The sequence below is a fragment of the Fluviicola sp. genome (assembly GCF_029266855.1).
Classification (GTDB): Bacteria; Bacteroidota; Bacteroidia; order Flavobacteriales_D; family Crocinitomicaceae; genus Fluviicola.
On sequence record NZ_JAQSWB010000004.1, the window covers coordinates 93083 to 106900 of the forward strand.

13 protein-coding genes are annotated in these 13818 nt (G+C 40.7%); 1 reads left to right on the forward strand and 12 read right to left on the reverse strand.

Annotated features, from left to right (window positions below):
* Positions 1-187 precede the first annotated feature (187 nt).
* On the forward strand, positions 188-913 hold the full coding sequence (locus K0S23_RS10670) for a glycosyltransferase family 2 protein (protein ID WP_300357006.1): 726 nt from the start codon (positions 188-190) through the stop codon (positions 911-913).
* 6 nt (positions 914-919) lie between these two features.
* On the opposite strand, the gene K0S23_RS10675 is transcribed toward K0S23_RS10670, so the two are convergent.
* From K0S23_RS10675 to K0S23_RS10730, 12 genes are read right to left on the reverse strand one after another with little or no spacing between them, the layout of a single operon-like run.
* Positions 920-2695, reverse strand: coding sequence for a hypothetical protein (locus K0S23_RS10675; RefSeq protein ID WP_300357008.1), 1776 nt, complete (start codon positions 2693-2695; stop codon positions 920-922).
* 1 nt (position 2696) lies between these two features.
* Positions 2697-3644, reverse strand: a complete 948-nt coding sequence (locus K0S23_RS10680) for a hypothetical protein (RefSeq protein WP_300357011.1) — start codon at positions 3642-3644, stop codon at positions 2697-2699.
* A gap of 31 nt (positions 3645-3675) precedes the next feature.
* Positions 3676-5055 (reverse strand): NADH-quinone oxidoreductase subunit N, encoded by a 1380-nt coding sequence (locus K0S23_RS10685; protein ID WP_300357013.1) that lies wholly within the window; start codon positions 5053-5055, stop codon positions 3676-3678.
* Position 5056: 1 nt separating this feature from the next.
* Positions 5057-6496 (reverse strand): NuoM family protein, encoded by a 1440-nt coding sequence (locus K0S23_RS10690; RefSeq protein ID WP_300357015.1) that lies wholly within the window; start codon positions 6494-6496, stop codon positions 5057-5059.
* 3 nt (positions 6497-6499) lie between these two features.
* Positions 6500-8425 (reverse strand): NADH-quinone oxidoreductase subunit L, encoded by a 1926-nt coding sequence (nuoL, locus tag K0S23_RS10695; RefSeq protein ID WP_300357016.1) that lies wholly within the window; start codon positions 8423-8425, stop codon positions 6500-6502.
* A 3-nt stretch (positions 8426-8428) separates the two neighbouring features.
* Positions 8429-8758 carry an NADH-quinone oxidoreductase subunit NuoK gene (nuoK, locus tag K0S23_RS10700; protein WP_300357018.1) on the reverse strand — a complete coding sequence of 110 codons (330 nt, stop codon included), beginning with the start codon at positions 8756-8758 and terminating at the stop codon, positions 8429-8431.
* 1 nt (position 8759) lies between these two features.
* Positions 8760-9272: an NADH-quinone oxidoreductase subunit J gene (locus K0S23_RS10705; protein WP_300357020.1), complete on the reverse strand. Its 513-nt coding sequence runs from the start codon at positions 9270-9272 to the stop codon at positions 8760-8762.
* Entirely contained in the window at positions 9272-9811 is a 540-nt protein-coding gene (locus tag K0S23_RS10710; RefSeq protein WP_300357022.1) for an NADH-quinone oxidoreductase subunit I, read from the reverse strand. Before K0S23_RS10710 ends, K0S23_RS10705 begins: the two co-directional genes overlap by 1 nt.
* An 8-nt stretch (positions 9812-9819) precedes the next feature.
* Positions 9820-10950, reverse strand: a complete 1131-nt coding sequence (gene nuoH, locus K0S23_RS10715) for an NADH-quinone oxidoreductase subunit NuoH (RefSeq protein ID WP_300357024.1) — start codon at positions 10948-10950, stop codon at positions 9820-9822.
* Between the two features lies 1 nt (position 10951).
* The gene (locus tag K0S23_RS10720; RefSeq protein WP_300357026.1) at positions 10952-11920 is read right to left on the reverse strand and encodes a 2Fe-2S iron-sulfur cluster-binding protein; all 969 of its coding nucleotides are present in this window, start codon (positions 11918-11920) and stop codon (positions 10952-10954) included.
* A gap of 15 nt (positions 11921-11935) precedes the next feature.
* Entirely contained in the window at positions 11936-13279 is a 1344-nt protein-coding gene (nuoF, locus tag K0S23_RS10725; RefSeq protein WP_300357028.1) for an NADH-quinone oxidoreductase subunit NuoF, read from the reverse strand.
* Between the two features lie 2 nt (positions 13280-13281).
* Positions 13282-13818 carry an NAD(P)H-dependent oxidoreductase subunit E gene (locus K0S23_RS10730; protein ID WP_300357030.1) on the reverse strand — a complete coding sequence of 179 codons (537 nt, stop codon included), beginning with the start codon at positions 13816-13818 and terminating at the stop codon, positions 13282-13284.

The window sequence follows — 13818 nt, forward strand, 5'->3', positions numbered from 1 at the left end:
ATTGTCCTAAAACTATGCATATTTCCAATACATAAATAAAAACATAGAATCTTTTTGAGATTGTATAATTGCATCTAACCTTAAAAGAATTATTTGAGATGTCTGGCTCTAGCTGCAATAATAAATTCAAGGGCACGTTTTAAGCAAGCCCATCCGTTATATTGGGGAAATTCGTTATTTTCGTTCCATGTCCAGTGAAATCAGTAAACTTTCAATCATCATTCCTGCTTATAATGAAGAAAAAACAATAGCAGAAGTATTGAGTCGAATTGCAAATCTACCTTTATATAAAGAACTTAAACGGGAGATTCTCGTTGTGAACGATTGTTCGAAAGATCAAACTGAAACGGCTATTCAACAGTTTATTGAAGAAAATCAAAGCGGTGAAATACGCTATTTTAAGCAGGAATACAATCAGGGAAAAGGTGCTGCTATTCATCGCGGAATCACGGAGGCAACCGGAGATCTGATCATTATCCAGGATGCTGACCTGGAATTGATACCGGAAGAAATTAATGACCTCTTAAAAGAAAGTTTAGAAGGTCCGTCAAGAATTGTATATGGTTCCCGGTTCCTTGAAGATAAACATACAAAAACCAAATATGTCTGGCATATCCTTGGAAATGGCTTTCTAACCCGATTGTCCAACCTTTTTTCAGGATTGAGACTTACGGATATGATGACTTGTTATAAACTGGTTCCACGAGAGATTATCCAGGACTTAAAACTCAAAGAAAAGCGTTTTGGTTTTGAACCGGAGATAACCATGAAATTGGCTAAAATAAAAGGCTTAAAAATCACCGAAGTTCCTATTTCATATGAAGCACGGTCAAAGAGCGAAGGAAAAAAAATATCGTGGAAAGACGGGATGAAAGTTATCTGGTGTGTTATTCGTTACCGTTTCGGAAACTGACCTGTCTTACTTCCGACTGTCGATCTTTTTAAGCTGTATCCGGAAATCATCCACTTTAAACTGTTTCTTCCCTTTGTTCCAGATGTACACGATCATTTTGTGACTTGAATCAAAGAAGGGATAGTACTCTTCCTGAATATCAAAAACACTCCATTCTTTCCTGCCTTCTTTATAAAAATGGTACATCGGGAAAGAGGAGTAGTGAACAATTTCTCCTGCTACTGATTCACCTACAAAAACGACATTCACACCCTTCCAATCACCGTCGTTCAGCAATTGTTTATTGATATGTACTTCACAGAAGTAACGAATGTGTTTGCTTTTATCCGTGAAAAAATAATCTGTCCCGGAACCGAATTCTTTATTCTCATCAAATTCTTCGTAGCGGAGTTTCTCCGGAACCAGTTCTTTGGAAGAAACAACTCTTCCGTACGGCTGGCAATTTGCAAAAACATAGTATTTATCACCAATCCTGCTATTAAAATCAAACATACTTTTCCAGTATGTATAAGCAGTAAACCGCTGTTGATTATAAATTCCCGTGAGTTTTTGATAGGAACGAATTCCCATATACATTAACACCAACCCCAAAAGGGTGTATTTCAATCCCGAACTCCTGATCACCTGAAATGAAAACAGCAGTGGAAAAGAGAACAAGAACTGGAATTCGGTAAACCCACGATGCCCGAAGAAAGACTGATAATCCCAGCACCACCAGGAAGATAAGATATAAGTGATCGCAACAAATGGCAGCAGCCAGGTAATAAACAAGTAGCTGTTTTTCCGCAACCAATGAAACAACCCGACGAGCGCCAGTAAAGCAAGTGGTGTTAATACGAAGATTCCCACACGATAACTGAACCAGGTATCGATCAAATGCTTTCCCTTAAAATCAAAACCTTCACCCTGATACGACCAGTAAAAAAAATGTCCGGTTTGCCAATAAGTAATGAATGGTAATATTGATAAAACCACAGCACAGGAAATCACAAATGAGATCAAATGGGTGTTTCTAAACTGAAGCAAAAGCTTCCATACTTTCACAAAGGATTCCCAGCTTCCCAATAAAAAAGGAAGGAAAGCCAAAACCATTACGTTTGTTGGCCGAACCAAAAATAACAAGCCCAGGATGATACCGGTATATACGAGGTGTTTCAAATGGGGATCGCGCTTATAACGAAGGACATTCCAACAAAAAACGGAGAACAGGAAAAGACTGTAGTGATGAGATAAACCACAATAAAAAACTGCCTGATACCAAACATTTGTCCCGAAAACAAGCAGAATACTGATCAGCCAGGTATATTTAACAGAACCAAAGAACAGAGCGAGACTTTTCTGAAAAAACACCATGCTGAGAAAAACATACAGCATTGAAGCCCAGAAAAAAGCCAATAAGTGAGTATCGGAATAAGCATTAAACTCAGCTCCGCTTAAGTAGTCTAATCCAGTTGCAAGAAGGTAAAAAGGACTTTGAAGAACCGCAACACCTGGATAACACTTATTGGTGTATTTTCCCTCATCCGTTTTAAGGATGTATAACTGTGGTGCTGAATTTCCAACGATTTGTTTTTCAGATTCCAGTGTAGACTGATATGTTTTATCCGCTGTACTTAATGCAGGCAGGAAATAATAATATCCTCTTCCATCCGAATTAATGATACTCTTTTTCCAATTCGGGCCGTTAAAACGCAAGATGACAAGCCCAAATAAACACATCGCCACACCCAACCAAAAAATCGGGTTTCGAAACAGTGCGGCCAGTGAAAAGGAAGTTCTCATATTATTTGGCGGGTTTGTCCCAGAAAGTGGGTTCCGAAAATCGAATGATCGAAATAAAATTCGTACTGACGTCCCGGATTATAATGGAATATAACAAACCTGTTAATCCGCTGTAAATAATCTGGTACTCCGTAATAAAAACCCCGTCTTTGTAAATTAATTTGGATTGCAGATTCCCAAAAGTATCGTAAGTAAAATGTGATTCAGAAGTTGGAACCTTCTCGGTATTCTTAAAGACAGAGATCTTCTCGATCCATCCCTTGTCCGAATACTTATAATTGGTGGTGATTCGATTACGGGTAATCGTAAATACTTCTTCTTCCCGAGCCAAATAACCCAGACTATCCAGGTATTTCGTCACTTCAAGGTACTGATTCCCGTAGCTGTTGAACACTTTCTTTTTATACTGTCCTTCATAAAGCTGGTAATCCATTGTTTCCGTATTCCAGAGAATACTTCGTTCGATGGAAGGGTTCAACAAGCTGTTCATGGTGTCAATATCCCGGTATACTTCTTCCTTTACGATTTGTCCGTTGGAATTATAGGTGTAATAGGTTGAAAGAAATCCCTTCTTCTGACTGATTCTTTTTCGAACGATTCTTCCGTCCTGGGTATAATCGTAAAAACGCACATTCGTATCGGCTCCCAAATCTCCTTTTGAAGTTTGGTAATGTCTTACCAGATTTCCGAGTGTATCAAAATTGAATACATACACGTAATTCGATTCACGCATGATATCACCTTGTTTCTTAAAGGTAAACTTGCCATGAATTTCTTTGATCTTACTTCCTTTTACAAAATGGGTATTAAAGAAGGGAATATCAGTGAAAGCAAGACCTTTCGTATTCTCCAAAAGCTGCGCGGAAGACTGTAACCCAATAAAAAAAGAAAACAAAAAAAAGCTATACTTCAAAAACATAACACAAAAATGGTGTGAATTTCGAAGCATAGCTAGTATTTTAAGATAAATTGGAATCTAATTAAAGCAAAGGAAGCACAAAGCTAAATCCGAGCATGCCTGCCAATGCGATTACTAAAACAGCTATTGTTAAAGGTGATAACTTAATTTTCTCTTGTTCCTGATCCGCGGGAGAAGCAATAGCAACGATCACTTTCAGATAATAATAAATACTGATCCCTGAATTGATTAATGCAATAATCACCAGCCAGGCAGCACTTTTCCATGCTGCTGAGAATAAAATATATTTTGCGAAGAATCCGGATGTTGGTGGAATTCCTGCAAGGGATAGCAAGGAAACAATTCCGACTATCGCCAGGAATGGATTTCTTTTGCCCAATCCTCTTAGTGCATCGATCCGATCTTCCGAATCATTTACAGCGATTGCAACCGCAATGATTCCCACAATAGAGAATCCATATGCAAACATGTAGAACCACAAGTATTGAGAAGAGAAAAAGAAATCAACCTGAGACACGAAAAGAAGCAAAGTATATCCTACGTGTGTAATCGAAGAATAAGCCAATAAGCGTTTAAATCTCACCTGTCGCAAAGCAGATAAATTACCAACGAACAAAGTGATAATGATCATTACAACCAAAGCGCCTTTCCAGAACAGGAATAATTCTCCTTGTCCGAAACAAAGCGCAAACATTTTAAGGAATGCATAGAATGCAGCGATCTTCACAACAGATGCCATAAATCCGGTTACTGCCGGTGGCGCTCCGTCGTATACATCCGGGCTCCAGAAATGGAATGGTGCCGCGCCAATCTTGAAGATAAATGAAGCCATGATCAACAAAACACCGATCATCAGGATTGGACTTAAGGTATCCATTTCTTCGATCTTCATCTGAATTTCCTGTAATTTAAATGTGCCGGTTGCTCCATACACCCAGGCCAATCCAAATAAGAAAATACCTGTCGCAAATGAACCTGTCAAGAAATACTTCAAGGATGCTTCAGAAGATCGCACGTCTGCCTTGTTACTTCCGGCCATTACATAAATCGGAATGGAAAGGATCTCCAAGCCCAGGAAGAACATGAACATGTCCGTATAAGCAGTCATGATCATTGCACCTGTAGCAGAAAACATCAATAAGCCGATATATTCTCCGGTATGTGTTGGATTTTCCTTAAATCGTTCGTATCCGATTCCAATAATCAATAGTGATAAAACGCAGATAGCTAAGCTAAACAGTAATGCAAACTGATCAAATGACAATCCTTCATATGTCAGGAAGTCAAAAAATGCCTTTCCTGTCTGAAGCTGAACGATAATAACGATAATGGCAGCCAAAAGACCAGCCATTGCAGAGCTTACAACTAACCAAGGTTTCTTTGCAAAAGCAGCAAATAAGGAAATCAATCCACTGGCAAAAACAATTAATAATGCATCCATATTATAAACCTGAAGGTGTTGAAACTGTTTCTAATACTATTTTTAAACTTGGATTTACAAAATCCGTGATCGCAGCCGGGTAAATACCCAGAATCACTACCGCAATAACAATAATTGCCAGTACGATCAATTCTGACCAATGCAGATCTGCAAACTGATCTCTCGTAACCGGACCATACATACTCAATTGGTAAGCTCTGAAGGTGTAAACCGCTCCGAGGATCAGCGTTGTTCCAGCAATAATCCCGATAATCATATCAAACTGAACCAAGCCTTTTAACATCAGGAATTCCCCGATGAAACCACTTGTTAAAGGAACAGAAACGGAAGCAAATGCCAAAACTGCAAACCAGAAGGCAAATTTCGGAGCTTGTTTCGCGAATCCACCCAAATCAGCTAAATTTCTTGTCGCCGTTCTTCTTTCAATGATCTCAACCGCAAGGAAAAGGCCAACTGCCACCAAACCGTGGTTGATGATCTGAACCATACTTCCCGACAATGCATCGAAATCCCAGGTCATGATCGCAGCAGCAATTAAACCAACGTGAGACATGGAGGCAAATGCGAATACGCGCTTCATATCTTTTTGCTTGATTGCAATAACTGCAGCATAAACAACCCCGATCGTCGCCAACACAATAATTGGATATTGAATACAAGCCATTGCTTCCGGGAACAAAGGAATCATCCACCGGATCATTCCATATAATGCCATTTTCAGCATAATACCTGAAAGCAACATCGTACCGGCCATCGGAGATTTTGTATATGTATCCGGTTGCCAAGTATGGAAAGGGAAAATCGGAATTTTAATTGCAAAAGCCAGGAAGAAACCAAGCGCTAACCAACAAGCCGCTTTGGAAGTGAAAACAACCGCTTTCAGATCTTCAATGTAGAATGAAGCAGCGTTTACCTTGATACCAATCAAAGCCGCCAGCATTGCAAGAGATCCTACAAAAGTGTAGATGAAGAATTTCATCAATGCCGCCTTTCTTTCCGGGGCACCAAACCACCAGGAAATTAAGAAGATCGGAATTAATGTGATCTCCCAGAAAACGTAGAACCACAATCCGTCCATCGAAATAAATACACCGATCAAACCTAATTGCATGAAGAAAACCATACTTGTAAACAAGCGGTTCTCAGCCAATTCATTCTTGAAATTGGAAACCAATACCAAGGGAACCAAAACGGCTGTTAATAATAACATCAGTAAAGAGATCCCGTCGTACCCGAAACTCAGAGTAATTCCCGAGAGCCAATCCTTTTTATCAGCAAAAAGATGAACTGTTCCATCGTTGCTGTACTGCATCATACATGCTATTACAACACCTAAAACGGCAAGCGAACCGATAATTCCGTATGCACGAACGCCCTTTTTCGGGACAATTAATACCGATAACGCAAAGAAAACTGGTAAAATAAATAAAAGTAGTTCCACGTCTTAGTTTTTATAATAGATAATGTAATAAACGATCAACCCGATGATTCCAAAAACCATCCATAAAATATAGTTGTCTGTTCTTCCTGTTTGAATTTTGCGCACTATATCGCCCGATTTTCCAATCGCTTTTCCTAAACCGACTACGCCGCGGTGCAAAAATGCTCCCTCAAAGTAATGTGCTCCTTTTTCTGAAAGCCAAAGAACCGGTTTTACGAATAAGAAATCATAGATCTCATCAAAGTATAATTTCATTGCAGAAGCTTTCTCCAGTCCTTTCAATTGATCATCGGCAACCGGAACGCTATTTCTTTTCACATATACAATGTAAGTGATGATTGAGATAATTACCGCCATAGCTCCGGCAGCAGCCATCAACATCAAAGTCGTATTCGGATCTCCGTGTTCACCAAGCTCCATTCCAGGACCTGTTACATTGAATGCATAATGATGAGAGAGCCAATGCGTTCCGCTGTGAAGGAAAACTCCAGGTAAGTTCAACAAGCCTCCAAAAATTGAAAGAACTGCCAAAATAATTAAAGGCAAAGTCATAGATGCAGGTCCTTCATGCAAATGATGTTCTTGTTCGTGTGTTCCGCGGAATGTTCCGAAGAAGGTTACGAAATACAAACGGAACATATAAATAGCAGTCAACGCAGAACTGAACATTAAAGCAAAGTATACAAACTTATGCGATTCAAATGCATGACCGATAATCTCATCTTTCGAGTAAAAGCCTGAAAGTAAAGGAATTCCCGAGATGGCCAAGGTTCCGATCAAGAAAGTGAAATGCGTGATTGGAATTTTCTTGCGCAGACCACCCATTTTGCGGATATCCTGTTCGTCAGACATAGCGTGGATCACACTTCCCGAACCTAAGAACAGTAATGCTTTAAAGAATGCGTGAGTTGTAACGTGGAACATAGCAGCTGTATAAGCTCCCATTCCCAATGCTACAAATAACATCCCCAACTGAGAAACGGTCGAATAAGCCAATACTTTCTTGATATCGTTTTGACGCATTGCAATAATTGCCGCAATGATAGAAGTTGCCAAACCAACATACAGCATAATGTCTTTTGTCAGGTGCGCTCCATCGAGTTCGAATAAAAAATTCGAGCGAACCGTTAGGAAGATACCAGCCGTTACCATCGTTGCGGCGTGGATCAATGCAGAAACGGGAGTTGGGCCTGCCATTGCATCCGGTAACCAGGTAAATAAAGGAATCTGTGCAGATTTCCCGGTTGCACCGATAAACAAACAGATCGTAATTCCGAAAATCAGGTATTCTGAAATTTCGAATCCTTCCATCATTACTGCCTTCGCAACTTCCACATATTCCAGGGTTCCGAATTTTCCAAGGATTAAAAATAAACCGATCAATAAACCTAAGTCACCAATACGGTTCATGATGAATGCTTTGCGCGCAGCTAATGTGTTTTTGAAATCCTGGTACCAGAATCCGATCAGGAGGTAAGAACAAATTCCTACACCTTCCCATCCGAAGAACAACATGAAGTAGTTGCTTCCCAAAACCAGGGTTAACATAGCAAAGATGAAGAGATTCAAATAAGTAAAGAACTTATAATACCCTGCATCGTGTTTCATATATCCCATGGAAAACAAGTGGATCAATGTTCCGACACCTGTTACGATCAAAGTCATCCATAAGGATAAATTATCTGCGAACAAACGCGCATTCAAAGAAAAACCGCTTGTTTTTATCATTGTAAACAACTGAACCGTCACGGGTTCACCGTGCTGAACACTCATAAAAGCCATTACTGCAAGCACAAAAGAAATAGCCATTACTCCGGTTGCAATTGTTCCAACAACAACTTTCGAAAGTGATTTTCCAATTGTACCGTTAATAAAAGCCCCAATTAAAGGAAGCAGCAGAATCAAAGGAAGTATTTGTGATACCGACATGTTTTAGTTTTTTAATTTATTAAACAATCGAATATCCACTGAGCGGGTATTGCGGAAAAGAAGCACGAGGATCGATAAACCAACCGTAGCTTCAGCGGCTACAACCACCATGATGAAGAATACGAAAAGCTGACCGTCGGCCTGTCCGAAATAAGTTGAAAACGCTACGAGTAACAAATTCACCGCATTGAGCATTAATTCAATACACATCAATAAAATGATTGCATTCTTTCTGTAAAGCACTCCAAAAACACCAATGACAAACAATGCCGTAGCAAGTACCATGTAATGTTCAATCTTTACTCCTGATTCAAATAATGTCGCTAATAACATATTACTCTATAGTTTGTTTTTCTTTTTTTGCTAAAAGAACTGCTCCGACCATTGCGGCCAAGAACAAGATGGAAGAAACTTCAAAAGGAAGCACGTATTTTGTAAATAGAACCTGACCCAAATTTTCGACCAATCCCACTTTTTCGGAATTTGTATCGATCATCGGAGTAGCCAAAATTGCTTCCCGCATTGCTGCAACGACTACCAGGAACAGAGCTCCTCCGGCAATGGCCGCACCAATGGTCATCAAAGGAGAATGTTTCGGTTCGTTTTCTTTATTGAGATTTAATAACATCAACACGAAGAGGAAAAGTACCATGATCGCTCCTGCATAAACAATGATGTTTACAATTGCAATAAACTGGGCATTCATCAATACGTAGTTTGCTGAAATCAGGAAGAACGTAAGTACGAGGTACAAAACACTTCTTACCGGGTGTTTACTTAAAACAACCATCAAAGCTGTTCCGATTGTTAGTCCACCAAGAATATAAAATAGGATATCTAAACTCATTACGCAGGTCTTTTTCCGGTTAATTGTCTTTTACTAATATCCACACGCTGATCCACCGGTTCAACCAATTTATCCTTTCCATAGATAAAATCGTTACGCTCAAAAAAGGTAGGAACCATTCTATCCGTCAGGAAAATTGCTTCTTTAGGACATGCTTCTTCACACAAACCACAGAAAATACAACGCAACATATTGATCTCATAGGTAGATGCGTATTTTTCTTCCCTGTATAAGTGCTCTTCTCCTTTTTTACGTTCCTCCGAAGTCATTGTAATAGCTTCAGCGGGGCATGCAACTGCACACAATCCACAAGCAGTACAATTTTCACGGCCTTGTTCGTCGCGTTTCAGTACGTGCTGACCACGATAAACGGGAGCAAACTCACGTTTTACTTCCGGGTACTTAATAGTATTGTGTTTCTTGAAAACATGCTTCAATGTGATCCACATACCTCCCAAAATTGCCGGGAAGTAAAGTTTCTCCATGAAGCTCATCTTCTTGTTCGAAACAACTTTTTTACGATTTGATAAACTTTCCATTCGAATATTTATAAGCTATTTCCAGTTTTTGTCTTTTCAAAGGATGTATTCACACCTAAGGGTTGCTCTGTTTTGGCATTGCTTGCAGATTCAGCGTCCTTGCTTTTGGAAAACCAGCCTTCCGTATAAGCAATCACAACTCCGGTGATCAATAAGTTGATCAATGCAATCGGAATCATTTTCTTCCAACCAATGTGCATTAACTGATCGTAACGGAAGCGTGGTAAAGTCCAGCGGATCCACATGAATACAAAGATGAAGAAGAATGTTTTTACGAAGAAAGCCACTCCGCCAAGAATAGTCAGTGTAAGTCCAGAAAAATGGTCCATTCCCGGGAAGTTATACCCTCCAAAAAACAAAGCTGATATCACTGCACAGGAAATGAACATATTTACATATTCTGCAAAAAGGAAGAATCCTAATTTCATTGCACCGTATTCCGTGTGGTAACCCCCGATCAACTCCGATTCACACTCCGGTAAGTCGAACGGAGCGCGGTTACATTCTGCCAGAGCAGTAATTAAGAATACAACGAAACAGATCGGCTGTTTGAATACATTCCAGGTAAACCATCCGTTATCCCAAAAGCCATGCTGCATATCAACGATTTTAGTCAGGCTCAATGAACCCGTCATCATTACAATTGTAATGACTGAAACTCCCATTGCCAATTCATAAGAGATCATCTGAGAACTTGCACGAATTGCTCCGAATAAGGCGAACTTGTTGTTGGAAGACCAGCCCCCGATCATGATTCCGTAGACCCCGACGGAAACAGCTCCCATAATAAAGAGAATTCCAATATTTACATCCGCAACCTGAATTGCAATTGTTTCAGTTGCCGTTTTTAAAGCTGGTGCCCACGGAATTACCGCACCCGTAATGAGCGAGGTAAACATGGCAATTCCCGGCCCGATAATAAACAACCATTTATCTGCATTTGTCGGACGGAAATCTTCTTTAAAGAACATTTTTCCACCATCTGCAAGCGGTTGAAGCAAACCGAAAGGTCCGGCTCTATCCGGTCCGATACGATCCTGCATCCAGGCAGCAACCTTTCGCTCCATTAGAGTCAGATAAGCTGCAATCCCCAGTGTAATTGCGAATAAGGCAACAACTATGATTAATTTTATGATCATCTTACTTTCCTGTTAATTTTTTGGATTCGATTCGCTCGTCAACAAGGTATTGATTTTGAGAAATCACCGAATGACGATTAATCACACGTGGTCCTGCAATATTCCACATGCTTTTATCTTTTTTGTCGAAACGGCATTCATTACAAATCCAGGCAGTTTTTCCGTCGATGTCTTCGATCTCTCCGTATCTGTCTTTACGACCCGTAACGCGGTAAATCTCATCACCAAACATCCAAACAACCGCTTTACCTGCACACTTCGTACATTCACAAGATGCTTCCATTGGTTTCAGGAACCACACACGGCTTTTGAAACGGAATGTTTTATCCGTCAATGCTCCAACCGGGCACACATCAATTACGTTCCCGGAGAAATCGTTATCAATTGCCTGCTCGATATAGGTTGAGATTTCCGCATGATCTCCACGGTGCATCACACCATGAACACGTTTATCCGTTAATTGATTTGCCACGTAAACACAACGGTAGCACAAAATACAGCGATTCATGTGCAACTTGATCTTATCACCGATATCGATCGGATCAAACGTTCTGCGTTTCTCTTCGTAGCGTGTTCCTTCTTTTCCGTGTTCAAAACCAAGATCCTGTAAATGACATTCACCTGCCTGGTCACAAATCGGGCAATCCAGGGGATGATTGATCAACAAGAACTCTGTTACAGCTGCGCGATTATCGTAAACGCGTTCTGAGGTTTTGTTTTTCACAATCATTCCATCCATTACCGGAGTGGAACAAGAAGCAACCAATTTGGGCATCGGGCGCGGATCTGCAGCAGAACCGGCGGCTACTTCAACCAAACACGTTCTGCATTTACCTCCACTTCCCTGCAGTTTACTGTAATAACACATTGCAGGAGGAACTACATCTCCACCGATCATACGAGCAGCATTCAAGATCGTTGTTCCCGGTTCTACTTCTACTTCGATATCGTCAATGATAACTTTTACCATAATGGAATCTCTATTTTATACTAAAGGCATGTGACTTGACGCAATTCCGAAGTTGCGTTTTACAGCTTCATCCGGGTGAGTTACGTGCCATTCAAATTCTTCTCTGAAATGACGAATCGCCGCCGCTACCGGCCATGCTGCTGCATCACCCAACGGACAAATCGTATTTCCTTCTATTTTCTTATTGATCTCAGCCAATAAATCAATATCGTGCATGTGACCCTGCCCGTACTCCAAACGACGAAGAACTTTCTCCATCCATCCGGTTCCTTCACGGCAAGGTGAACATTGTCCGCATGATTCATGTGCGTAGAAACGTGCGAAATTCCATGTATTTCTTACGATACACTGATCTTCATCAAATACGATAAAACCTCCGGAACCCAACATCGATCCTGAAGCGAAACCACCTTCTGCCAAACTTTCGTAAGTCATTAAACGATCCGTTCCTTCCGCTGTCTTTGTGATCAGGTTTGCAGGCAAAATCGGAACTGATGATCCTCCGGGCACACAAGCCTTGATTTTCTTTCCGTTTGCGATTCCACCGCACCATTCGTCAGAGTAAATGAATTCCTCGACAGACAATCCCAATTCAATTTCGTAAACACCCGGTTTTACTAGGTTTCCACAAGCAGAAATCAGTTTTGTACCGGTACTTTTTCCAATACCGATCTTTGCGTATTCAGCTCCTCCGTCATTTACGATCGGAACAACTGCTGCGATGGATTCTACATTGTTTACTACCGTCGGGCATCCCCACAAACCTTTTACAGCCGGGAACGGTGGTTTGATACGCGGATTCCCACGTTTTCCTTCCAACGATTCGATCAATGCAGTTTCTTCACCACAGATATAAGCTCCGCCACCCGGACAAATTGCCAGGTCCAGATCATATCCCGAACCCAGGATATTTTTCCCCAGGAATCCGTTTGCGTACGCTTCAGCAATTGCTTTCTCCACAATTTCCAAAACCCACATGTATTCTCCGCGGATATAAATGTATGATTGGTTGCATCCCAAAGCATAAGAAGAAGTGATCATTCCTTCGATCAGCAAATGCGGGATCTTTTCCATCAGGTAACGGTCCTTAAAAGTTCCCGGTTCGGATTCATCCGCGTTACATAATAAATAACGTGGAACTCCTTCCGGTTTTGCCAGGAAAGACCATTTCATTCCTGTTGGGAATCCTGCCCCTCCGCGACCTCTCAATCCGGATGCCTGAACTTCTTCTACCACATTTTGCGGTGACATCGTTTTCAAAGCCTTTTCTACAGAACGGTAACCCCCGTTTCTGCGGTAGACTTCAAAAGTTTCAATTCCGGGAACGTTTGCATGTTCCAATAATAATTTTCTTCCCATTCCTATTTCTCTGAATGTTCTTTACGCAAGGTATCCAATAACTCGTCTACTTTAGCAGGAGTTAAGTGTTCGTGGTAGTGTTTCCCGCATTGCAGCATCGGTCCGTAACCACAAGCTCCCAAACATTCTGCAGTTTTTAATGTAAACATTCCATCTGCCGAAGTCTGACCAACTTTGATATCTAATTTTTGTTCGATGTGTTCGATGATCTGATCCGAACCGACCAACATACATGGTCCTGTTCTGCATACTTCCAAAACAACTTTTCCAGGTTTCTCAATATTAAACATGGTATAGAAAGTTGCTACTTCATACACTTCGATCGGTTGAATATTCAACAAGCCGGCAACGTAATTCATTGTAGGCACACTCAGCCATCCTCCGAACTCTTCTTCTGCCAAATGAAGAATACGCATCAATGCACTTTTCTGCTTCCCTTCCGGAAACATGTTGATGATACGTTGTACCTCAACCAATTTCTCAGCACTGAATTGCGGTTCAGCCTGATCTGTATTATTATGTGTAACTGATATACTCAT